Raw genomic sequence first — 22,851 nt, 5'->3', positions numbered from 1 at the left:
CGATTTAAGCAGAGTTTAAAACACTCGTGATCATGAAAAAGTTACCCACCCAACGGGTGGTAATATTTTGCCATGGTGGTCAATTTTTTGATGAGCACGGTGGTCAACTTTTTAGTTGACATTCACATCCATATTATCCTTGAGTATAAGCAACCTCCATTTAATTACAAATTAATTAGCCGATATAATTCATCGTCAATATCCTCCACTTCAATCTCGGATGCATCTTTTTTATCATATAAATTTTCAAGATAACAATGTAGAATTCTTAATTTGGAATACACGCTAATTATATCAGTAAGTAAATTTATACATGTTTTTGATCGTTCGAAATAAAGATTCAATCCCACGTCTATCTGATGAACACCTGCATTTTTTAATTCGGAGTATGTTTTTAAATCAAGATTAGGTATAGAATTTTTTAATTTAATATTATATTGGGGTTTAAAATGATAAATTAACATGGCTTCAATCACATTAACCACTGTAGCATCTGTTATTTTCTCTCCCAATTCATCAGTAGTTTGCCAATAGGAGTTCCCCAAAGAAATGGTGGTCATTGAATCTGGGGTCATAACTGTATGTAACTTAGACTTTGCATGAAGCAAAAATATTACCAACTCTTTATCTCTGTACTTCATATTATAATCTCTATATATCTTTAAAATCTTCTCGTGACTGCTCAATCTATCAAAGATATTTCTACCCTCACCAGTATCGAGAGATTGTCCAATATACAAAATTTTATACTCCTCGCTTGTTTCCTCATTTTGATTCGACATACTTATTAGATCATATATAGATATCTTCTTTTTGGCATTTATGTCCGACCCGTTAAAGAAATCAACGTGATTTTCCTTAATAAATTCGATCCCGTAATTAGTAAGCCCTATTTCAATTGCAGTTCCATAATCACTAATATTAATCTCAATGGAACCATTTGGAACATCGAAAGGCAATAGTATAATATTCGATATTCTATAACTCTCGTTTATCTCTAAGCATTTATAGTTGACAACTAGTTGTTGATTGATACACTGTGCATCTGATATTTGATACTTTCTTGCTAACATAACCATATAAATATTTGAATTTCTGTAGTGTGAATGTTGTTCACGAACATCTTCCAAATGCATGTATGGAAATATAAATTGACTATCAAAAAAAATCTCAAGTAGCTTCTTCATAAAAAAGTACCCCTTTTCTGTGGTACAAGTCTTAAACGACGGAATGACATTTGCTCAATACTTTTTATTATTCTATTAAAACAAGCGGCATCTTTAAACTTCATCACAAAGAAAACTGTATTTAAATGTTAGTCTTCTAGTACTTCATTTCTTACATTTTTCCACTCTTTAAATAGACACTCGTATTCTTCACATACGTCAAAACCCAACCATATTAATGTTTCCGCATACTGAATAATATCAAATAAAGTATTGAATAACATAATAGTAGGAGCCCAAGATGGTTTTCCCATAAGCATTTTTTGACCATCAGGACCAATTGGCACAAGACTTAAAAAAATATCCGAAACAGCCACACAGTCAGCATGAATAAGATGACTTGCATTTCTATAAAGAGAAACATAGCTAGCTTGAAGAGTTAATTTTAGAAAACCTTTACCGCTGATTTTAGCCAGTTCATCCCTTCTTTTGCACATTGAAAGTAAATCTAATTTTGTCCATTTTCTTTCAAATTTTTCAGAGTTGGCATCGAAATCTGGATTGAGTTGCTGATTGGAATAGATTGCTTCATCTCTTAGTTTGGGTAATTCATCTAAATACCTTTGTTCTAAATTTTCTTTTATCTCATCCTCTTTTAAAGCATCCCTCATATTAATGTATTTAGAAACAGAAACATGTGCCACGAACGGGTACAATCCTTTTTCAGGTTCTTCATTTAAAAGATAGGAACTAACAATACATTGCTCTTGACGAACTCTTAATAAAGATAATGCTTGGATTATATGTAACCATGAAGTCATAAAAGATATACTACTTGAAGTAGTTTCAGAATTATAGATCATCCTTAGAATCAAATGTTGAGTTGGCTTAAGTTCTCGCATAACTTCATTTGTAATATAATTTTTGTATATTTCTCTTGCATTATGAGATATATTATTACACTTTTGAAAAACTGCTGAAGTTGCAAATGGTCCCACTGTCACTTATGTTGCTCCTTCCCAATAAGTTACTAGTATTCAGAATTTGATTCTCTTATATTTAGTGAAACTAACCTAATTACTAAAGGTGCGTCCTCCCACGGAAGTTTACATGATTTTGCATGTAAAGAGCCCAAAAGCAAAACGATACATCCCAAAAACACCTAAAGTTTCTCTTCTAGTTTTCGAACTTTCTCTAAATCCGAGTAATATTGCTTAATTGTCATTTCCATACACGCTCTTCGGTTTTCTGGTGTTCTCTGTGACAGATACTTTTTATTATAAAACAGAGTAAAATCATAGATTGTCCCAATTAGCACTACGCACGCTTGACTCCAATCACGAATCTCATCTGGTGGAATATCTAGATTATGACTTTTGAAAAAATACTCATTTACTTCAGGAATTAGACTCTCTATTTCTTGTACAAGGGCTTCCTCTGTTAATATCCCATTTTTATGTTCGTTAAAATAATGGATTACTTTTTCCGCAAGAGTTACCACAGTTGCTAATATATCTTTTGTTTTTGATATAACATCGTCCTTACTACCTGTGTTTTCTTGATTGAAATTCCTTAACGAATCATAATACGAGAAAATTTTAAAATGGATTCCATTTAGTATAAAAGTGTCCTTATTATCTATTCTATACCACCATTTTTTATCTTGAGTATCATCAACCCAAGTTGTATTGCAAACATAATTATTTTTTACAATATCACTTTCATCACGTCCGAAATAAACCCAAATAATATTGGCTAATTTACCCGAAAGTCGGTTTTGAGCAATTGCATTATCATAAACCTCCGCTGTTTTTACCTTATGAGTTATTTCTAAAGAAACCATCCCTATTTCTTCAAGGGAAAGTGGTTCTTTCATAATCGCTTTAACGGCATATCTTTTTGTCATACCAACGTGAAGGGGTTCGACATTGTAAATTATGTATTTGTCATACTCTCCATATATTCTAGAGGTATAGAATGGCGCATAATCTTGTACCTCAAAATATACAGTTCCGCCCATGTTTGCTCTAAAGATAGGGTGTTGTTGTCTATCTGGATTCCTTAGATTCCATACCTCTAAATAGAGTCTAACAAGTTTTTGTATATCATATAAAGAAACTCTACCTTGCTTGATAATATGTTTATCTTTAAGTGCATCGCATAAAAAACTAGTGAACACACTAATTGGTTTATCAGGATGCCCATATGACACTTGGGCTGAGTTACTTGAAGAAAATACTGCATAACCCCTCCCTGCAAAATCGTCAACGGTTTCCTCAATACTAAATGTGGATGTTCCACTAATAGAAAAATGACCTGAATAGCAACAATCCAAAAATACTACCTTGCCTTTAACAGAAGATCTCTCGAAGTATTCTATTATTTCCTGCGTGCTTATAATACCATCACTAAAAACAAGGAAGTGCTGATTATCTATTTTTGTACCATGTCCTGAAAAATAGAATAATAAATAGTCATTTATTCCCGTTGAGTTTGTAATATCCGATAGGGCACTTATGAAATCGTCTGTTTTAACATCCCCTAGTTCCCCTAATATGAAAATGTCATCATTTTCTAATTTCATTCCGGATTGTAAGGCTTGCTTCATTTCAACAACATCATTCATACAAAAAGGAAGATTAGTTGCTCCGATATAATAATTACTTACACCCACGACAAGTGCTTTAACATTTGACATTCTATACCCCCACCATATTCATTAACCAATTGAAATCAATATTATCCAAATTAATGAGAAATTGTAAGTAATTGTAATTTTTGTATGAGACAGTTATTGCAAGAACCTATTACCTACTTATTATATACACCCCATCCACTGCCTGGCGATTCGTTTTTATTCACTCTTTCCGAGTTTACCGCTATCTGCTCCGTGAAAATTTTCGCCCATTTGGTTGTCCCACACATAATAGGTGCAATTTTATAACCTAATTCCCGAATCTCCCTTCTCATCTTTACTCATAAAATAGCCAGTTACCACCATTCCAAAGCATGAAAAAGTTACTTTCGCTTTCTCACGTTTTTTACAGATTCGTGCGGCTCCTGTAGGTCTATTTACGACATAGTTACCATGCTCATGTTAAAGCAAGACATCTCCTCCTTATCATGTAATACGAGGGGGTGAGAAGAACATGGTCATTAAGAGTGACAGACTGCTGACTCTGGAAGAAGCCGCATACTTCCTGAACCTGTCGCCACGAACGCTTTACCGCAAGATTCACGAAAACGAACTCTTGGCGTTAAAGGTAGGGAGTCTATGGCGGCTCGAACCAGACGAGATCATGAACTACGCACGAAAACGGCAAAATCGAATTGGAGGTATACAACGTGGCTAATTATACTTTGGCAACTATCGCCCGGAAGCTGTCGGCTTCCAATCGTGGTGGGTTCGTAACTGAAGACTCTGTTTATCAATGGGTCAAATCCGGTCAACTATAGTTCAAAGAATCCCATACAATGAGCGAGGACTCGGTAAATATCCTTATACGGTGGAAGAAGCACACCTGATTGATGTTCTACGTGAAAAGGGATTTGATGTTGTTTCTCTCTTTCCTACCTCTCAGTAGAATTGGTCGTATTCTCGCCTGAACGAAAAGCCCCCACTTTAGTTGGTGGGGGCAAACAGCGAAACTAATTTGCTTATTGTAACGATTGCTCGTATGGAGAAAACTTCAAATGTAGTATAACCCGTGGTCGCAGAAGAACACGTTAAAAATTGCCCCTGCGTTCACAAGTAGGTGTTTGCCCCGTTAGATGGACAGGTATTTATTATTGAAGTTGTGCTTCATCCTCAGATTCTACTATTTGTAGCCCGTCACGGTTGCCGTAAGGCAAGGGAGTCATGATAAAGATGTGTATACGCACACACGCTGTAAACCAGTACCTGAGAGCGTCAGATATCATGTAAGGAACCCTCAATCCACCTGTTCCTTTTTACTCTCCCCCTTTGTGGGGGGAGTAGAGTGTCCCTAATCCACCTGCGTTTCCCCATCAATAAATTACTAATTCAAAAATCAGGGCGACAGCCCCGTGAGCGAAGCGAAGCGAACCATAAGAATACTTGACCCACCCCGAAGGGGTGGGGGAATGACAACTGGTTTAGCTTTGGGTACTGACAGAACCATACTTCTTAAGATTAATTTCATCCTTAAGATATTGATATTGTTCTAAGTCAATATCATACAGATTAGCCAAAGCAATAGTGTAATACAGAACATCATAAAATTCTTCTTCAATAGTACCCTTAATATTTTGACTTTCATCCATACGTAAATCCTTACGAATTATCTCTGAAAGTCCCCCCCCCCTCTTCTACAATCTTAAAGAAATAGGCTTGTCTATGTTCTGGACGGAAGTCCTTTTGTTTGATGTAAGCATGAAGAGCCTTTATTGTCATATGTTCTTTCATACCAAGCCGCCATTTTATCCCAACTATAGGTATCAAAACAGTCATTTCTAGATTATGTCGATCTTTTCCGCAACTATACCCCACCTTGCAACGATGGTTAGTCCGAGAGGGGGACGTAACACATACATTCATAGGAACAGCCAACCATGAGGACATATTATCTTCAATTCTGAGTAGCCAATTTGACAGTATTTCCGCCAGTCAGTACGATGAAGATAGAGCAAATGTCATTTCTTCTAACACGGAAGGAGTGGCGAAATAATGAAGTGTGCTATCTATGCTCGTGTAAGTACGAGAAGAGAAGAACAACAGAACAGTCTACAAAATCAAATTGCCCTAGCTGAAAGTCTAGCTAGAGAACAGGGCTTTACAGTAGTTGGGCGGTACATTGACGATGGAATAAGCGGTGCAGGTATGAGAAACCGTTCAGAGATTTTACAGTTGGTAGAGGACGCTAAAAAGAAGAAGTTTGATGTGATTATCGCAAAGTCCGTTTCACGTCTGGGGCGTAATCCACGAAATAGTATGGAAATGGCTGACCAACTCGAAAGAATACCTGTTCGTCTAATCTTGCCTGAAGATAACTATGACACTGAAACGAGTAACAGCAGGTTTATGTTCAATCTAAAAGCTATATTAGCTGAGGAAGAAAACGCCAAACTTTCTGAACGGATTAAACTAGGCTTACGCTCTAGTACTAAACAAGGGAAACGTAGAGTATCCTTACCACCTTACGGATACGCAGTAAATCCTGTAACTAGAAAGCTAGAGATTGATGAGACAGCCGCTTCCATCGTCAGAGAAATTTTCAGGCTGTATTTGCATGAGGGTAGGGGGATGTTTAAAATCTGTAACCTCTTCATGCAAAGAGGTATTCCTACACCAAGAGCCACAACAGGGGCGGCTAATGCAGGAACAAAATGGCATCAAAACTCTATCAAAGGTATCCATAACAATCCTGTTTATACAGGCAAACTCGTATTCCATCGGGAAGAAACTACAGGGACTCTAGCCGAGTCTGAACTCTACAAGATAAGAAGAGAGGTTAAAAATGACAAGCACATTGTCATTGAGAACGCCCACCCTGCTATCGTCTCAGATGATGATTATAACGCTGTTCAGGAACTCATGAAAAAGAAAGGCAAGCATAAAAGCAACGGCAAGGAAAGCCTGTTTTCCTATATCGTGAAATGCCCTGATTGCGGAAGCGGTATGCACTTCAAACCTGATAGACGTAATGGGGCGTATGTATGCGGCGGCTATGTGAAGTTTACATCCTCCTACTGTTCCTCCCATATTATTGAGGAACAAGCCCTGTTACAGACCGTAAAGAATGACCTAAAAGCGTTGATAAAGGACAGGGTAAAGATAGAGCATCTTTACGGATTAGCCGAGGAAAAAGCGAAGGCATTACAATCCTCTACCACAAAAGAACTAAAGCGACTTGACAGAGAGTTAGCCCAACTTGACAAACGCTTTGACAGACTATTGGTTCTTCACCTCAAGGGGGCTATCTTTACAGAGCAATTCAAACAACAAAATGAGCGTATTACTCAACAACAACAAGAACTGGCAAACAAGAAAGCTGAATTACAATCATCGCTAGATGCCAAGAAAGACCTCAACGAACAGCTACAAGCCTTTAGGAAAGAAGTAGAACGCTTCACCAATCTTGATATTGACGATGAACAAGTGATGAAGCAGGTTCTGCAAAGACTTATCCACAAAATTGAAGTATTCGAGGGCGGAAAGATTAAGATTCACTATTATTTTTCCCACCCTCTCCCCTCAAATTAGGTACAGTTTACTTGACTGTATCTTTTCTATCAAGTCTCACTGTCACTTCCACATGCCCCGTATGCGGGTTAATACCTCATTTTACTGTAATCTGTTGTAATGAACAGAAATGTTATTAACTCGCGGTTTCTTACGCTCCGTTTGTACCCTCTTACACTCCTCTTTCCGCAAGTGGACCGATTTCTTACAACAAATTTACAACATTGTTGTAAACACCTTTAACAACACCTAAAAATAGCTATCCCGTTTTTAAGGACCTCGCAAATCGCGATCCCCTCCAGTCAATCCGGTCATTGATGACCTCTCGATCCGTTAGGTCATCTTTCCTTAACGATCCGCTGGTACATATTCAATGATATCTTCAATACGACAATTAAAATATTCGCAGAGCTTGGACAGAACTTCCATAGTGACGTACTCATCCTTGCCCATTTTAGCGATAGTCGCAGGATGGAGACCCACCAATTCTCTGAGGTCCTTCTTTTTCATGCCTTTGTCAATTAACAACTTCCATAATGGTTTATAACTGAAACCCACCGTATAGCCCTCCCAAGTGGCAATTGCGCCGAATAGTTTTCTTTCAGCATTATATACCAAAAAATACCCTTGGGTAAAACAAAAATTCTCATTAATGTACTTTTTTGGTTGACTTTACATATTGGAAGGATATACAATAAATTCATCGAGATGAACTTTTAATACACTGAAACGGATTCAACCCTTTCAGATTCAGTAAATTAATGAATGAAAGGAGATTGAGATATGATGATCCGGTGTGGGATTTGGCAGCTTATGACGACAGCAGAGAAAATATCCATCCTAAAGCAGATCGCAAGAAAGGGCAAATAATGCATTCATGCCTCCGTGGAAGACGGAAGCATCGTAGGAATTAATCAACGGGAGAGGGTGTATGTCGATGGGGAATAAAATTTCGTTGAGGGATGCAAGAGAAAATGCTGATTTAAGCATTCGTGAAGTATCAAAACTAACAGCCATTCCAAAAGAACAGCTGGAGAAATGGGAAGATAATCCCGCGATCCTCCCGTTACACTCCGCATGTGTATTGTTAAAACTCTATAGAATTTCGTTTAATCATGTGTTCTTCGGGAAGGATTCGGAAGCACAAGCAAGTTCGACAAATCGGTAATGGGAGGAGACTACAAAATGAAACAACTGTCTAAACCGCAATTTGATATCCAGCATGCTTACTATATATCGACAATCAAAACGGAAATTCTCGGAGTGATCTCCAGTCTATCTACTGACGCTCTATATTCGAAAGAATCGGCAATAGCTGATCTTTCAGAAGTGGTTAGGGAACTGCACGAAAGGGAACTGCTTGATAAGGATCGATAATAAATGTAAGGGTGGAATGGAAAATGAAAAAACTCGAGATGTTTACTCAATTGACTAAGATGGAGAGCGAAGGAGACATTTGCGCTAAAGTCATTTTGGAAGGTATTCGTGCGGTAACAGATGGACGCATCGAATTTGATTATGCAGCTCTAGCTTGGCATAAAGCAATTCATCAAAAGGATCCACAGGAGGGATGGCGTATGCTGCAAGAGTTCAATAAGCTCCAAAACGAACAAGAAGAAATACCTCATGACCTGGTAGAAAACCTAAAAATCATAGTTGAAAATGCCACGTCAGAACAATTGGGAGGGTTCATTGCACAATGGAAAGAACATCTAGCCAACAATTAGGATGAGTCAGATATATAAATTTTGAACAGCCGCCGAGTGGTGGCTTTTTTGTTTTCTCTTGCCTATAGGCATAAAAAAGCTCCAGCACTTTTTGAACTGGAGCTATGTTACCGTCTTTTTTTCATTGCACCGTGGTATTCTGTCCGCTATTAACTTTAGTTGGTTTAGCTGCGGATATCATTAAGAATATTGCAGAAAGAATGTGCATTATCATGCCAACCACTGGAATCCATCCGACGACAGAGGTAACTATGCCCAATACTGGTCCATGAATAGGTTCGTCATTTCTCTTCGAAAGAACTAATGTAACAATATGAAGGATAAACATTACTAAGAGTGGTGTCCAGTACAATCCAATAACAATGGTTCCACCTAATACCGGTATTCCCAACAGAGCTTCCAAACCACCTGAAACCCACCGCATAACACGGGATGAACTCATTTGATAACCTCCCTAAAATAATTTCAAAAATAGTCTAACAGAACTATATTATACTTTCCATAATTATCTAATTTCCGCTCCGATCCTAGATGCTCTTCCCGATCTGCTCCAACACCTTGATAAATAAGGGGGAGAGCTGAATAAGCAAATATCCCAAGCCAGCGTTGGTAATCGAACTCCACGCCTTCTCGCTCTGCCCAAAAATAAAGAAGAAGCAACCACCAATCATCACAATTGAAGCAACTGGCAAGGAGATGGCAACCAGGATTTGTGTCAGCGGATCCAGTGCATGAGCCAAAACCTGAAGCGTGGTACCGGCAACCACTTGAGTGGCAGAAGCCGCTATACTTTCAGCAGCACTTGCATGAGTTGCAGTAGTGAGTGCAATAGGAATCATTGCCCCGGCCTTTACTAAAGCGTCAGTGACTTTTTTCAGCTCTTTCTTTTTCCTTTCAGGCATTTGCCACGTACCATCCATAAAGTCACGAAACTTGATTACTTCTGTTCTCGCCATCCTGACCACTCCTTACATGATGTCGTTAATAAGATAAACCTGTGCTGGCAAACCATTTACTAGCTCCGCAAATCGTTTTACCCTGCTCTTGCAGACCGTGACAATGTGCAGATGAGGAAAGTATCCAAACTCCTTCTGAAACAAGCCTCGATCAAACATTTCCTTGTATCGCTTAACCTTTGCGCTGTTCTCGGTCATGCTTTGTGTGTTATCGACTTCTAGGAAGTTATGTCGTTTATCCTTGATAAAAAGTGCATCTGTTACTAGGGTGGTTTGACCGTCTGTCACTTTGATTTCGTTTCTCCAGTTACCCGGGCAGCCAATGTGAAAGTAAAAGTCATTTCGCATTAGGATGTGTTTAATTTGAAGCGTACGCCGCACAACTTTCTGCGATCCGATCATCTGCCGGCCAACACGATTGAGATAATACACTGTGCCATACTCCTCTTCTCGGAAGGATTGCAGATATTCTTCCATGTTCTTGAGAACCCTTTGGGCGTTCCTGTCGCCACCTAGACGGTGTAGCCGCTGGATGTGCGATCTACTCAAAAAACCGAATCTGTCCAGGCTGTGAAGGATTTGTTCTGTCCTCTCTATGCGTTTCACGGAGGTTGCCTGCATCGTTCTGCTCCTTTCTGGGCTTGATGGTGATGTACGGCTGTATAGCTTTGCGGATGGTCTGTGTATCGATTAGAGGAGTCTGTACGATCTGTCGTTTGTCGGCGGTCTGGTATATAGCGCGGCCCTTTATTTTGGGAAGTGCTTCAGCTCCGGTTTCATCGAGGACTACCCGGGAAGCTGTAGCCGTTTGAACACGGAAACACAGCTTTGCATCAGCGTTTTGTTTGCATGCCCGAGGGATAACATCGCCAGTAGGATATTGGGTGGCCAGGATAAGACGATAGCCCAAACCAGCTCCTAATCTGGCAATCTGACTCATGTAGGTTTGGCATCGTTCCTTGAGAGCACGTTCTTCCTTTGTTACTGCCTCATCCGGATTCAATTCTCCAACTTCATCCACGATAACAAAATGTCTGACCTTCTCTCGCGCTTCCTGGACGTTCCTAGCGCCACTCTTCTTGAGTGCTAACTGTTTGCCCCTCATCTCCTCAACAACGGCTTGTAGGGCCTTTTCTGCGTCCTGTGGTTCCTCTGCATAGCGGATCACCTGTTTTGCATCTTGGTAGTCTGCAAACTCCACTCCGCCTTTCAAATCGATCAAAGTAAGCTTCACATTATCCGGCTGCTGCACGATCAACGTAGTAATGACCATGCCTAAAAAGTTGCTTTTGCCATACCGTGTGGCACCACCTACAACCATGTGGGGAATTTGTTCGAAGTCATGCGTAATGATTGTATTGCCTTCTCTTATCTGACCAACCGGAACTGTCCAGTTATCACCGTAAGACAAAGCTTCATAGCGGACCATCTCAGGCATCGGGTGATTGTAAACCTTGATTTTGAGCAGCCCATCGAAAGCCATTTCAACTTCTTTATTGGCGATCCTCTTTTTGATGAGTGCCTTTACCTGGGGGATAATTGGAGCGGCAAAGTCAATATTCTTCAAATCAGATAGGGTAAAGTTCAACACCGTCTTGCGATTGTTCAGTCCATCTTGAATGTGCTGGAACTTCGAGTGGTAATCCTCAAAGCTCCGACCTAACGGAATCCTGTATCGATATTCAGTTCCCCAAGGGTAATTAATCTTTTTGACCATCTGCGCCGTATAGGTTTTGTCTCCGTCTCTGACGTTTAGGCCGGTTAACGAGAAAATTTTGTTCAGCTTTTCACTTTCATTTGTCAATCCAGATCGTCTGATTTGAGCATATAGCGCAACTCCTCCCATAACTGCAGATGAGACGATTTCCAACAACACATTCAATCCACTCCTTTCCGCGCCACCTCATTGTGGTTTCGATAGAAACAGTTGCGCTAAAAACGAATTATAAAAAGCGGCTCGAGCTGTTGAGACATCCGCATTCTACTGTTCGTTTCGTCGTTCCTTTGATGCGCAACGAAAACGAACGGTGGAGCGAATGGGAAAACGAATCGATTTGTTACTATGCGATGCCGCATTGGTTGTCCAATATTACGCATTTTTTAAACACTGCTTGTATACTTTTCTGAATGTTTGTCCAAGATAAGCGTGAGGTGATAGCTCATGTTTGGGCTTGGAAAAAAGCGCTCCCGCCTGGGGAAATGGTTGGACAGTAACGATCTGACGCAAGGTTGGCTTAGTTCAGAATCAAAATTGAATAAAGCTACGATCAGTCGATTGTGCGCAAGTGACGACAATACGCCAAACTTAAAGACAATGCAAAAGATACTAAAAGCTGTACGGAAAGTGGACCCGGGTGTAAAACAGGAAGATTTTTGGTCGATGTGAGCCTGACCCGAAAATTCGGGCGAGTGACAGGAAATCAATTGATAATACATATTTTTGTATTTATATTCATGTTCGCATTTTGTTTGGGTCCGATAATATGTCATAAGTAAACTGAGATGATTACCACAAAAACTCGACAAAGCGCATGAAATCAACGTTTTTACGCGAAATAAAAGTTAACATAAAGAATTATGTATAGAATCCATTTTATGCATAATTACATATCCGCATCAAATCAACGTTTATACACCGACTGCATAAATGAATATCTGTATATACAGTGCATGAAGGCTGCATAAAACAGATAAATACTGCCAATAGGAAAGTGATTTTTTTTGGACCGCCAAAATTAACAAGTCGATGGCTAGATGGTCCGGCTAGTTACCCACCCACCCAATCCAACAGACTCCATGTCGTCAACACGCTATCTGAAGCATTACAAGCCTAGTTCCATGCATTTTCAAACACTGGCAGACTGATTGCCCGTATAAAAACAAAATAGCCACCAGACGCATTCTGGAGGCCGATTCTTTATTAAGATAAAGTGTTACAGTCGCCATCGAATTCTCATTTGTTTAATCCGTAGGTATCCAGGAGGCAAGTTGTAATTTCGTGGAGTCATCTTACATTTCCTAGTCGTATTTCTCCATAGGCGAAAGTCATTCGCTTTCTTCGGGAAAAGAGATGTCATCAACGATGATCACCGTCCGATCTGTAACGCCGAGAGGCAACTTGCCGCGCTTGATTTGTTCCATTTCTTCTACGGTATCGATGATGAGAACCGGATTCCCATTCATTATACGTCACCCTTTCGCGTTTCCTTCGCTTTTATCACAATGGCATGCTGCGAACTTTGGGTTACCTTCTGAGGAACTACGCAACCCTCGTAGTCTTTTGCTCGTAAAACAAGCACAAATGAATCGCTTTTGTCCTTCCTCTTTCTCATTTTCTTTACCTCCAATCAACCATTGTTTTGTCAGGAACGAAACCAATTGAGACTTGAAAAACCGGCTCTTCTCTCTCGATCGCATATTTCCGGAAATCGCGATTCAAGTCGTCAAGCTCACCCATGATTGCGATAAGCTTTGATTTCATTTGATGCTCCATTTCACGCAGGCAACTAGGGCAATCTAAAGATTTTCCATCTCGTAAAGGAGACGATCCAAAAGAAGAATATTCGTAACCGCAAGAGCCACATCGGATGACGGCTTTTGTATGCATGTCCTCTTACCTCCCTGCATCTGGGAACCATACACCGGATTTTTTCATATCACCTTCAAATGCGTATCTTGTTGCGTCGATTGTATGATTGTCCTTATCCTCTAACCTAGCTCTCGGATTTCCGTCAGCATCGGTCGCATAATCAATGTTTTCAAACTCTCGGGCTATGTTTGGCGTTCGTGTAGGATCGATCACGATTTCTTCCAGGTCATCGAGCCATTCCTCACCATACTGAACGGAATCAGGCCCTTTCTTAGCGCCTTTGATCCGGATACCATGATCTTTCAACTCGTCAATTGATTTCGGCTCCGCGCTGTCCGCTGTGGTTTGTGTGGCGTGGTACCCCTTTTCCTTGATCCAGTTAGCTGCTTCACGATTGCTTATTTTCTGTCCATAATGCTCGTCCAGCGCATAAATGCACCTTCTTGTTTTGTCATAGTGCCATCTGACAAACGAATATGGATCTGGGCCATAACCGAAGTCAACACCCTGCCTGATATTGTCAAACGCCTTTACTTCATCGTCCGTGATTCGTCTAAAGATTAGATTTTCGAACGGCACGACTCCGCTACCAATCGCCTCGCCGAGATATTCCCACTTGTACTTGTCAGGTTTCATCGCCTTCACATGTTCGGCCTCTTCGATGAATTTCTTGGATATGTGCGGATTATTCAGGTAGGTCGAATGATGAACGAATGTGTTGGCCGGTATCATATGTGACTCATACTTCTTGTTTACCCAAGACTGTTTTCGCTTCGGCGGATTGTAGCTGTAATAAAACGCATAGAACAAGCCATCTGGCAACTCGGCACGCAATACGGAATTTTCAATGGTTGACACTTCTTCTTCGGTCTTAAACTCCGCCATCTCTTCTATCCACAAAAAAGCAATGGGGAATTTGCTCACTTTAATGGATTTAATCTTCTTCGGATCGTCAGCGCCGCGAAAGATGATCTTATTTCCTCTAGGCAAGTAGATGAGCTGGAGCGGGCTTTTCATCACCCGCCAGAATTGACTTACGCCCATCATCTCAATGGCCTCTTTTAACTGTTCGAAAACAGATTCCTCTAAAGTCCTGGCCACTTTTCTAACGACCAAAGTAGTTACTGGGTAGCACATCATGTCCTCGATCAGTTTCATGGCGATATGTGTGGACTTAGCCGAACCCCTGCCGCCTTTTAAGACGTACCTGAGATGATTATGTTCTTCTGCAGCTACCCAAAACGGTAAGAAGTGCCTCGTGTAAAGTTGCAGCGGATCAATTGTCACTGTCATTCTCGATAACCCCTTTAACTCGGTTGATATCTTTGATAACAGTTACGCTCAAAGCTCCGTCAATCTGTTGCTTGTCCGTCCACATGGCAAAACGTTTTCCTAACAGTTCAAGTGCCTTGATCTTGTCGGCAAATTTGACTTCACGTTCGACGATTACTCCCTCCGGTGTAGGGATTGTTTTAACCTTCACGCTTGCGATTGCAGCTGCATCATCCGGAGAGACATCTTCTCGAAGTGTAGCGTCATCAAAGTTAGCGATGTCCAGCGGATTGAGAAAGGCAATCCGGGCTAATTCTCGCATGATCCTTTCTTGATTCGCTCCTGTTCTTCGAGAGTGTTCTGCCAACCTCTGGTCTATATATGCTCGAATGTTAGGTTTTGATAGGTTTTCAGAAGCAATCTCCCTTGCCGACTGTGTACTATACCCCGCACGAATCGCGGCTTGTGTCGCGTTCAAATCGATCAAATACTCATCAGCGAAGCGCCGCTGTTTCTCTGTCAAATTCATATTCTTCACCACCATTAATGTCATTTGAGAGAGCGGCAGACACTTGCCCCCTGCACACCCTCTCTATTGGCTTCTGTTGCATTGCAATTGATTCTATGGACAAGTTCCCCGCGCTACTGTCAAAGCGTTAATATGGGACTTCTCGTCCGTCTGGTGACGATCAGCTTACTGAACGAAAATTTCCTTTTACTGCTTGTCTGTAAACTCCTGAACCCATTCAGGCAACTCGCCTTTAAAGAAAGCAATCATCATTTCGTTTTTATCCGGAAGTAGCCCTGGTTCAGTTGGTCTTCCTGCATGATCTCGCTGGCCATAAAGAACATTGTTAAAATCGAAACGAACGAGACGGTTGTATCTTGCACGATCCGAAGCAGCCCTTACTTGTTCGTTATGCAGATCCCAATACTTAGCGTCAATATCTTGATAATCAGCGCTCGCTCGTTGAAGCGCCTCAAGCATTTTGACTCGGTAATCCAAAATCTCCTTGAAAACCGGTTGTAGTTTTTCATGGGTAGAAGCAAGATCCCTTTCATATGCTTCCTTTGCTGCTTCGAGCAGCGGTTCAACCTTAGATTTCTTGGCACTTTCAAGCTTAGCGATTTTATTGGTCAAAATTTCGATGTCTGAATCGAGACTCGCAATCGTTTGCCTCACTTTGTTGATTTCAGCCAAGCTGCTATCGTCACTTAGCATGGTTTCGTATTGCCGTTCCAGCGCTCGTTTTTTCTCCTGCTTTTCTCTCAATTCGCTCTGGAAACTGTTCACCTGTTCGTTCAATTGTGCAGCAGTATCTTTAAATTCCTTCAACTCTTTATTCATCCTAATCACTCTCCCCATTTTGTTTGAAAATAGTTAGCTTCGCTGTCGTCTACGAGTTTGTCACTGAAATAGTTTTCGCGAGCTTCTGCCAATTGTGCGTTATGTCTCGCCTGTTCAAGAATTGCGTTTACAACCATTTCCCCGGCTTTTTCTTTGTCGTTATTTTCCATAATCCTCATCTCCTGTCACTCTGGATTTATTCCTTTGTTTGATGCCGTGAAGTTTGAAATATTGCCTAGATTTAAGCATTTCTTGTTTCAACCTGCGATTGAAAAAATTATCCTGCTCCAATACATGGGCTGGTATATCGATGTACCAGGCATTCTCTGGATACCCCAGCCCCTTCGAGTAACGTCCAACCAATTCATTCGCTTCCGCCAAGGTGTGTTTGGTCAGTGTCGAAAGGCCAAGTCCGTTTATGAGCTGGACATGTACGGTATACATGCCTTCTTCGTCCGCCTCTGCTGCTACCATTACGCCTTTAGGAAACCGTTCAAATGGGTTATGCTCAGCGACTACATATGTTTTAAAGGCTAGTTCCATATTGAGTTCCCCCTCGCCTTAGACCGACAAAACTGCTCTCCCACTGCTTGCGATTTGTTCCTCTAGTGCTTGGTTGATACGTGCAATGATCGTGTCGGCATCTGCCTCTTTCGTAATCGTCGTTCCCTCGATCCTGATGGTTGGCGTGAGTGTTACCGTGTTGTTTTGAATCCATCGTTGCTCAGCCAATTCCCTCATTATCTTGAGATCCTCACTCGAAATATCAACGCTGTCGCGTATTTTTCCGACCTCGCCAACCTTCCCAATGTTCGCGATATTTGAAGAAGCTGCTGCATTCATCCCAGGTCCCACGGAGAACACCTGCATTTTATCGAACGTCTTCTGAAATTTGTTCGCAAGGTTGAAACCAGCAGAGTAACCGTTTTTCATCTGTTCACCGATGTTTTTGTAATCCCATCGGTAAGCCGATAAGTCAGTTGCACCAGTTGGCATTTCAGGTTTGAACTGATCGATAAACGACTGGTCAACCCTTGGGATCACAGCGATTGATGCCTTTGAAATGGCGTTTATGCGTTCGATCGTCGTATTGATTCCATCCACAATCGTGTTAATCATGCTCTCGAAATAGCCGACCACATTCCGCACCATGTCATAAAACAGTTTTTGGATTGCGTAGACGGGATGATTAAAGATGTTCGCAAGGAATTCGGCAAAAGCCACAATTTGATTGTTCATGAAAGCTAATTGATTGGATACAGCTGCCCCCAGTCCATAAAACGCACCGGCCACATACCCTATAACCTCATCCGTTGTAATGCCCAACTTGTCCAGAATCCATAGGAGTGTTGTTATTGCCGCGATTACCGCAAGAATCGGCCAGTTTGCTACCGCCCATCCTACCGCCCATTGCGTTGTAACCGCCGCTATGACGAAACCAATGGATACTAATAGTCGCTTGATAATGTCTAGGTGATCGTAAATGAATGTCGATATCCTTTCTACTATCGAAGCGAACACTTGCATCCCTGCACCCAATCCGCTGAAGAAGCTCTGAAATTTACCCGAATCGAATCCCTTGTTGATCAGCTCAATTACTGGAGAGAAAGCCTTCATGCCCATAAGTCCAGCTTGTGTCATATTGTCCTTGAAGGTGTTCACGACTCTTTGCCAACGGGAAGCAGGAGAATCCAACATACGTCGGAATGATTCTTCCGTCATTTGCTGCTTATCAAGAAGCTCGTCCATCCCTTTGATGAATCCTTCCATGTTCCCCATCTTGCCTGCTTTCAAAGCGGCGCTGTTCTGAATAAGAGAACGTCCCATATTGAATCGCTCTACAATGGAAGTGTAATCACCAGACAATAGCTCTTTCATTGCAAAAGCCGCGCCCTCGATCCCCTCTGCCGGATTCAACTTTGATAGGCGCATCGCCAGCATGTTCAATTCTTCAAGCTGCCCTGCGTTCATCGTATTGGACATGAATGCCTGTACATTCGATAATGATTTGTTCACGTCCTCATTTGCAGCTAACGCTTGCTTTCTGATTCGCTCGTATACATTCAAAGCGGCCTCTGCGCTTCCCATACGTGCAGCCATCGTATCAACGAGCTGTTGACGCTCCAACGCCTTTCCTAACGTGCTGGAGAATAATGCCCGCGCCCCTTCAAAGGTCAGGTATGCCGCCGCCATCCCTTTGAGGGAGTTGATCATACCCGACATACCCCGATCTCCTTCTTGTACAGATCGATTAAACTTTTGCTGTAGGTTAGTCGACTTTTCAATTTCTCTGCCTATACTTGCCTCTGCTGACTGTAATTGTTTCTTAGCCAACGCCAGTGTACGATCAACATTGATGTTTTTTCCTGTAGCGGATTGCATTTGCTCCATCGTTTTGATCATCATATTCATGCTGTTTGTGATTTGCCGAAGCGGACGACTCATCGCATCGAACATTTTTAATGTTCCGGTTACAGTAGCCACATTTCTTCACTTCCTTTCGTTGATATCCCCACCCACCCATCCCTTAAAAACACTAATGACCTTTGAGTTTGTTTCGAGCTAGATAATACAGATGGTGAAAGATGAAGTTTCCGACATAATTCTTCTGAATGAAAGTTGTAGAAAATCCATATCGTGTTTCGAAGGATTTCAGCCTCCCTAGAAGAGCCTTAGGCTTGTACTGGCTACGATAATTCCCCATTATCAAGTTCTCGTAACTGTCTTCTACAACAAGATGGAAGTGGGCCAGTTTTTGCGAACGGATCAGCTCGCTTTCAAACCTTTCCTCCTTAATCGACTGCGCCAGCTCATCGATGCTGTTTTTTCTCTCTATTGCTACTGGAAGGTACATGTCCCGTACGATCCCCAGCTCAACATTTTGCGGAATCACACAGCTGTAATCCCCCGTATCCAATTTGTTTTGCCTGTAGGGAATCTGTTTCGAGTCCAGGTACTGAACAATGTGTCCGTTTGATTGCTCCCGAGTATCCAGCAGGATCGTGAGGCTACCCATTAGCGTTTCCAGTTCTTTTATGGTAAAATTTACATAAGATAGCGAAATTTGCATTACACCAGTCCTTCCATTTCAACTTTTTCGATATCTTACATGCAGAGGAGATGGGCCAACGTCTTAGTTGGCCTTTTTTCCTGCTTGAATGCGCCGTACTGCCAAAGTAAAATGGTCATAGTGAATTGTTTTTTTCAGATGCGGAATGCGACCGCACCTGTTTTGGTCGATACACACTTTTAGGGCTAACTACGGGTTAGCTCTTTTTTCTTTTTGAGCTAACACCGTTTCGCCTCATCAGAATCACTCCGAACATAGGCTATTTGTTTTCCGTAAAGACTGCCGAATCGCAATTTTCCTTCCTTGGATCCCTTGTATCTCTGCCATCCTGGCATATTGTCCAAAATGCTCGTAATCTGCCTCCGTCGATGAGCTGGTAAGTCTCTCCTCTCTCCAAGCATCTCTCGCCAGATTTCAATAGCACACACCTTTTCGCGTGTAACTGTTCCAGGAGAGCCATTCTCAGCGATTCCGCCTTCTTCAAAGAATCGTACTCGCTTCCAAACGTCATAACTTTCCCAATCAGCCGGCAGTTTTAGGCTTAGAAACTCTTCAATCTTCCCGCTGAGCGGATCATCCTCAGTGAAGCTGCTCCGTTCATTTTCGGCAATTTGCAACATTTCCCCATCCAAGAACAAAGGCTCAGATTCCCAAAACGTCATTACTTCAGACCAAACTTTGTCGACCACATCTTCTGTAAGTTCCGCAATCAAAAATTTTCGCCTCTCCGCTGAAACTTCTACAGGTAAGAAACGCCTATTCCCGGTTTTGTCTGTAAGGAAGTCTCGTTGGTTTGTACTTCCAACAAATATGCACTGTCGTTTGAACGTTTCGGCGATTCGCCCATACGATGGTCTGTAATGATCTTCTGGCGAGGAGATAAACATTTTTGCTTCCTCAATTTCTGATCTCTTCATGGATGCTAACTCAGAAAGTTCGATGATCCATTTTCCATGAAGTGTTTCCATAGCTTCTTTGCCGCCAAGCTTGGTTAAAGAATCCGTGAACCAATCTTTTGCCAGTTTCCTAAACAGCCAGCTTTTACCAACCCCCTGAGAGCCGTAAAGAACAAGAACAGTGTCAAATTTAATGCCTGGACACATGATTCTAGCAACAGCTGCAGCAAGAGTCTTCCGAGTTATTGCTCTTACATACGGCGTGTCGGGTGCCCCTAGATAGTCAATCAACAGGGTTTCAGCTCGTTTCACTCCATCCCACTTCAGAGAGGACAAATACTGTTTAACTGGGTGAAATGTCCGTTTTCGAGCTGCATATGTCCATCCGTTTTCGATGATCGATTGCTTGACAATATCAAAGGTTCGGTCAAGATAAAGTGCCAACATTGAAAAGTCGTGATTGGACCAGTCGGACATATCCCCCACTTCTCGCCACGGCAACTTCCCCGTAACTCGTACACGGCCAGCGAACTCGTCATATGCAAATCCAGCTAGATCAGGGTCGTGGTCCAGGACAAACATTATGTTTGCGGCGTTTTGCAAAACGCGACCACGATTGTTTTTTTGGAGTGCTTTATGCAGTTTTTGTTTTATCGATGTCACGTTGTTTTCCTCTAGCCTCTTTGACAATAAACAGTACCCTCCTCGCCGCCAGAAGACCGTTTTCGCGTATTTGACGTTCGCCGCTTACCAAGTCATCCAAAATGCGCTCTATCTTTGCCGTTAGGTGTATGTAATCGGCATATTTCTCGACCTGCCACGGCGTTGTGCAAGCACGTATTGGCTTGTCCAATTCGTCTGATAAGGATTTGAGGAAATGGACTGCTTTCGTGACAGCCGATTCAAACTCTTTATCAGCCTGTGCTTTTTGTCGCTCTTGCCGCTGCTTTTCGATCCGTTGTTTCTGCCGATCGCTCTCTTGTTGTTCTGATGTCGTAATCCCCAAATCATTCGCAATACGATGAAGCGTCTGACTTATTGGTATGTCGTAAACCCGAGAAAGAAGGTCAATCGCATCGCCGTGCCCACATCCACTAAAGCAACGCCAACGATTGCTGTCTAAGTAGATGATGAATGATGGACTTGCATCATCATGAAGAGGGCAACGAGCTGTCCGTGTATTTCCACGACCTTTCCCCAATTGGATGCCTGCCATTTCGCACGCTTCTTCAATCGTTAGACGATCTTTAATAAGTTCCATCAATGTAGCTTTCACGGGAATTACTCCTCCCCACGCAACCACGCTTCAATCGTCGGACGATGAAAAAGGATCAGGCGGCCCACTTTCTTATTTGGTATCTCTCCTCGGGCTACCAGCCGATAAATAAACGCCTTGGATAGTCCGGTCAGGTCAGCTGCTTCAGCGACAGTCAGTGTAATCTTTTCCAGTGCAATTTTCCCCATCATGCCGCCCCCCTTACCTAGCTAACGCTACCCTTGAAGAAGTTTGTTCATTAACGACTTCAAAGACGTCATGCCATTCGCATTGCAGAACCTCGACTATTCGCTTGGCAGCCTTTGGACTTGGTGACCTGTCCCCCTTTGTGATCTGAACGGTCATAGTGGGAGATAAATCAATTGCCTTGGCAAATTCCGCCTTATTCATCCCCCGAATAATGATCAGTTCGTTCAACCGATAGAGATCCTTCACTTTAACTTTCATTTGACCCCTCCCAGCACGTATATATATTCGCTTCTACTTTATGGTAACACGCATATATATTCTATGTCAAATTTATGCGTATATAATTGCGTATGAAGCATTTTGTGGTTATACTCTATCTAACTGATTGCAAATGAAGGTGGTGTTTTGTTTGTTAGAAAGGCACTATGAGGAGACTTTCGGCGATTACTTCCGGAGACTAAGGAGAGCGGCTGGTTTTAAATCACAGAAGGAATTAGCCAAGGAATCCGGTATATCGCAAGCCACATTGTCCAGAATCGAAGACGGGACGCAAAAGCCCCAAAAAGAAACTCTCACAACATTAGCGGGAACCCTTGGAGTATCACATTTAAAATTGTTCGAGGAAGCCGGTTACACCACAGATGTTTATATAGAAAAAAACAGGTCAGCGCTCTTGGATATAAGCGAAAAGTCGAGAGAAAATCTAAAGGCAGCTCGGCGGGAATTGTTGTTTGAAGGGGATTTTAAGCCCGAGGCAAAGGAACATTTATCAGACCGGATTGAAAAGTATCGGTTGCCAGTCGCACCAGAAGACTTTTTGGAGACAATGGAAGGTTTGATCGAGGAGCTTCCTAAGAGGATCGCTGAAGACATTGATAACGGAGACGGCTTTTATTCGGAGAACGAAAATTACTTTAAAGTGCTTGATGCCCTGATGATTTTTACGGAAGAGGGCAGAATGAGGTTTTCGGCAATTAAGGAAAAGGCGGATCGACGCAAAGGGGAATTGTTGCTCATCCTTCAAGAAGAAGGTCTAACCTACAATGGGCACCTACTCACCAAAGAGGAACGGCAACACGTTCTGGATATGCTTGCCTGGTCATTTCGTGACAAAAAGTAATACTCGAATGAATATCCAAAAAGGCAACAGTCCGCCATTA

28 protein-coding genes are annotated in these 22,851 nt (G+C 41.9%); 6 read left to right on the top strand and 22 right to left on the bottom strand.

Annotated features, from left to right (window positions below):
- Nucleotides 1-164: 164 nt before the first annotated feature.
- The 3 genes from C3B52_RS21595 to C3B52_RS21585 form a co-directional block, all read right to left on the bottom strand.
- Nucleotides 165-1,187 (bottom strand): hypothetical protein, encoded by a 1,023-nt coding sequence (locus C3B52_RS21595; RefSeq protein ID WP_103108447.1) that lies wholly within the window; start codon nucleotides 1,185-1,187, stop codon nucleotides 165-167.
- A gap of 128 nt (nucleotides 1,188-1,315) precedes the next feature.
- Nucleotides 1,316-2,170: a DUF5677 domain-containing protein gene (locus C3B52_RS21590; RefSeq protein WP_103108446.1), complete on the bottom strand. Its 855-nt coding sequence runs from the start codon at nucleotides 2,168-2,170 to the stop codon at nucleotides 1,316-1,318.
- 158 nt (nucleotides 2,171-2,328) lie between these two features.
- Nucleotides 2,329-3,864 (bottom strand): caspase family protein, encoded by a 1,536-nt coding sequence (locus tag C3B52_RS21585; protein WP_103108445.1) that lies wholly within the window; start codon nucleotides 3,862-3,864, stop codon nucleotides 2,329-2,331.
- Nucleotides 3,865-4,315: 451 nt separating this feature from the next.
- Here C3B52_RS21585 and C3B52_RS21580 point away from each other — a divergent pair, with 451 nt between their 5' ends.
- Nucleotides 4,316-4,519, top strand: coding sequence for a helix-turn-helix domain-containing protein (locus C3B52_RS21580; protein WP_103108444.1), 204 nt, complete (start codon nucleotides 4,316-4,318; stop codon nucleotides 4,517-4,519).
- 763 nt (nucleotides 4,520-5,282) lie between these two features.
- Here C3B52_RS21580 and C3B52_RS37400 read toward each other — a convergent pair.
- Nucleotides 5,283-5,450 (bottom strand): hypothetical protein, encoded by a 168-nt coding sequence (locus tag C3B52_RS37400; RefSeq protein WP_235615814.1) that lies wholly within the window; start codon nucleotides 5,448-5,450, stop codon nucleotides 5,283-5,285.
- 403 nt (nucleotides 5,451-5,853) lie between these two features.
- On the opposite strand from C3B52_RS37400, the gene C3B52_RS21570 reads away from it, so the two are divergent.
- Nucleotides 5,854-7,389 (top strand): recombinase family protein, encoded by a 1,536-nt coding sequence (locus C3B52_RS21570; protein WP_103108443.1) that lies wholly within the window; start codon nucleotides 5,854-5,856, stop codon nucleotides 7,387-7,389.
- Between the two features lie 327 nt (nucleotides 7,390-7,716).
- Here the strand turns inward: C3B52_RS21570 and C3B52_RS21565 are convergent, their stop codons facing one another.
- On the bottom strand, nucleotides 7,717-7,926 hold the full coding sequence (locus C3B52_RS21565) for a helix-turn-helix domain-containing protein (protein ID WP_103108442.1): 210 nt from the start codon (nucleotides 7,924-7,926) through the stop codon (nucleotides 7,717-7,719).
- Between the two features lie 373 nt (nucleotides 7,927-8,299).
- Between C3B52_RS21565 and C3B52_RS21560 the strand changes: the two genes are divergently transcribed.
- From C3B52_RS21560 to C3B52_RS21550, 3 genes are read left to right on the top strand one after another with little or no spacing between them, the layout of a single operon-like run.
- Nucleotides 8,300-8,536, top strand: a complete 237-nt coding sequence (locus C3B52_RS21560; RefSeq protein WP_103108441.1) for a helix-turn-helix domain-containing protein — start codon at nucleotides 8,300-8,302, stop codon at nucleotides 8,534-8,536.
- 17 nt (nucleotides 8,537-8,553) lie between these two features.
- Nucleotides 8,554-8,745: a hypothetical protein gene (locus C3B52_RS21555; protein WP_103108440.1), complete on the top strand. Its 192-nt coding sequence runs from the start codon at nucleotides 8,554-8,556 to the stop codon at nucleotides 8,743-8,745.
- 23 nt (nucleotides 8,746-8,768) lie between these two features.
- The gene (locus tag C3B52_RS21550) at nucleotides 8,769-9,095 is read left to right on the top strand and encodes a hypothetical protein (RefSeq protein ID WP_103108439.1); all 327 of its coding nucleotides are present in this window, start codon (nucleotides 8,769-8,771) and stop codon (nucleotides 9,093-9,095) included.
- 121 nt (nucleotides 9,096-9,216) lie between these two features.
- Here the strand turns inward: C3B52_RS21550 and C3B52_RS21545 are convergent, their stop codons facing one another.
- The 17 genes from C3B52_RS21545 to C3B52_RS21470 form a co-directional block, all read right to left on the bottom strand.
- Nucleotides 9,217-9,537 (bottom strand): hypothetical protein, encoded by a 321-nt coding sequence (locus C3B52_RS21545; protein ID WP_103108438.1) that lies wholly within the window; start codon nucleotides 9,535-9,537, stop codon nucleotides 9,217-9,219.
- A gap of 85 nt (nucleotides 9,538-9,622) precedes the next feature.
- On the bottom strand, nucleotides 9,623-10,051 hold the full coding sequence (locus C3B52_RS21540) for a hypothetical protein (RefSeq protein WP_103108437.1): 429 nt from the start codon (nucleotides 10,049-10,051) through the stop codon (nucleotides 9,623-9,625).
- Nucleotides 10,052-10,063: 12 nt separating this feature from the next.
- The gene (locus C3B52_RS21535; protein WP_103108436.1) at nucleotides 10,064-10,672 is read right to left on the bottom strand and encodes a replication-relaxation family protein; all 609 of its coding nucleotides are present in this window, start codon (nucleotides 10,670-10,672) and stop codon (nucleotides 10,064-10,066) included.
- Nucleotides 10,593-11,927: an FtsK/SpoIIIE domain-containing protein gene (locus C3B52_RS21530; protein ID WP_103108435.1), complete on the bottom strand. Its 1,335-nt coding sequence runs from the start codon at nucleotides 11,925-11,927 to the stop codon at nucleotides 10,593-10,595. The genes C3B52_RS21535 and C3B52_RS21530 overlap by 80 nt, the downstream gene beginning before the upstream one ends.
- A 1,169-nt stretch (nucleotides 11,928-13,096) precedes the next feature.
- On the bottom strand, nucleotides 13,097-13,234 hold the full coding sequence (locus C3B52_RS36570; RefSeq protein ID WP_164684846.1) for a hypothetical protein: 138 nt from the start codon (nucleotides 13,232-13,234) through the stop codon (nucleotides 13,097-13,099).
- Between the two features lie 154 nt (nucleotides 13,235-13,388).
- On the bottom strand, nucleotides 13,389-13,658 hold the full coding sequence (locus C3B52_RS21520; RefSeq protein ID WP_103108433.1) for a hypothetical protein: 270 nt from the start codon (nucleotides 13,656-13,658) through the stop codon (nucleotides 13,389-13,391).
- Nucleotides 13,659-13,664: 6 nt separating this feature from the next.
- Nucleotides 13,665-14,933 carry a PBSX family phage terminase large subunit gene (locus tag C3B52_RS21515; RefSeq protein WP_103108432.1) on the bottom strand — a complete coding sequence of 423 codons (1,269 nt, stop codon included), beginning with the start codon at nucleotides 14,931-14,933 and terminating at the stop codon, nucleotides 13,665-13,667.
- Entirely contained in the window at nucleotides 14,917-15,441 is a 525-nt protein-coding gene (locus tag C3B52_RS21510; protein WP_103108461.1) for a terminase small subunit, read from the bottom strand. The genes C3B52_RS21515 and C3B52_RS21510 overlap by 17 nt, the downstream gene beginning before the upstream one ends.
- Before the next feature lie 186 nt (nucleotides 15,442-15,627).
- Nucleotides 15,628-16,260, bottom strand: coding sequence for a hypothetical protein (locus C3B52_RS21505; RefSeq protein ID WP_103108431.1), 633 nt, complete (start codon nucleotides 16,258-16,260; stop codon nucleotides 15,628-15,630).
- 5 nt (nucleotides 16,261-16,265) lie between these two features.
- Nucleotides 16,266-16,430 (bottom strand): hypothetical protein, encoded by a 165-nt coding sequence (locus C3B52_RS36565; RefSeq protein WP_164684845.1) that lies wholly within the window; start codon nucleotides 16,428-16,430, stop codon nucleotides 16,266-16,268.
- Nucleotides 16,420-16,803, bottom strand: coding sequence for a hypothetical protein (locus C3B52_RS21500; protein WP_103108430.1), 384 nt, complete (start codon nucleotides 16,801-16,803; stop codon nucleotides 16,420-16,422). Before C3B52_RS21500 ends, C3B52_RS36565 begins: the two co-directional genes overlap by 11 nt.
- An 18-nt stretch (nucleotides 16,804-16,821) precedes the next feature.
- Nucleotides 16,822-18,744 (bottom strand): hypothetical protein, encoded by a 1,923-nt coding sequence (locus C3B52_RS21495; RefSeq protein ID WP_103108429.1) that lies wholly within the window; start codon nucleotides 18,742-18,744, stop codon nucleotides 16,822-16,824.
- A gap of 52 nt (nucleotides 18,745-18,796) precedes the next feature.
- Entirely contained in the window at nucleotides 18,797-19,276 is a 480-nt protein-coding gene (locus C3B52_RS21490; RefSeq protein WP_373419740.1) for an ERCC4 domain-containing protein, read from the bottom strand.
- 272 nt (nucleotides 19,277-19,548) lie between these two features.
- On the bottom strand, nucleotides 19,549-20,889 hold the full coding sequence (locus C3B52_RS21485) for a virulence-associated E family protein (protein WP_103108428.1): 1,341 nt from the start codon (nucleotides 20,887-20,889) through the stop codon (nucleotides 19,549-19,551).
- Nucleotides 20,861-21,502, bottom strand: a complete 642-nt coding sequence (locus tag C3B52_RS21480) for a CHC2 zinc finger domain-containing protein (protein ID WP_103108427.1) — start codon at nucleotides 21,500-21,502, stop codon at nucleotides 20,861-20,863. The genes C3B52_RS21485 and C3B52_RS21480 overlap by 29 nt, the downstream gene beginning before the upstream one ends.
- 5 nt (nucleotides 21,503-21,507) lie before the next feature.
- A complete protein-coding gene (locus C3B52_RS21475) occupies nucleotides 21,508-21,690 on the bottom strand; it encodes a helix-turn-helix domain-containing protein (protein WP_235615813.1) in 183 nt (60 codons plus the stop codon).
- Nucleotides 21,691-21,703: 13 nt separating this feature from the next.
- Nucleotides 21,704-21,949: a helix-turn-helix transcriptional regulator gene (locus tag C3B52_RS21470; RefSeq protein WP_103108426.1), complete on the bottom strand. Its 246-nt coding sequence runs from the start codon at nucleotides 21,947-21,949 to the stop codon at nucleotides 21,704-21,706.
- A 133-nt stretch (nucleotides 21,950-22,082) separates the two neighbouring features.
- Between C3B52_RS21470 and C3B52_RS21465 the strand changes: the two genes are divergently transcribed.
- Nucleotides 22,083-22,811 carry a helix-turn-helix domain-containing protein gene (locus tag C3B52_RS21465; RefSeq protein ID WP_103108425.1) on the top strand — a complete coding sequence of 243 codons (729 nt, stop codon included), beginning with the start codon at nucleotides 22,083-22,085 and terminating at the stop codon, nucleotides 22,809-22,811.
- Nucleotides 22,812-22,851: the final 40 nt, after the last annotated feature.

The organism is Brevibacillus reuszeri, from assembly GCF_002897295.1.
Classification (GTDB): domain Bacteria; phylum Bacillota; class Bacilli; order Brevibacillales; family Brevibacillaceae; genus Brevibacillus; species Brevibacillus reuszeri_A.
This window is presented reverse-complemented; position numbering and strand designations above follow the sequence as displayed.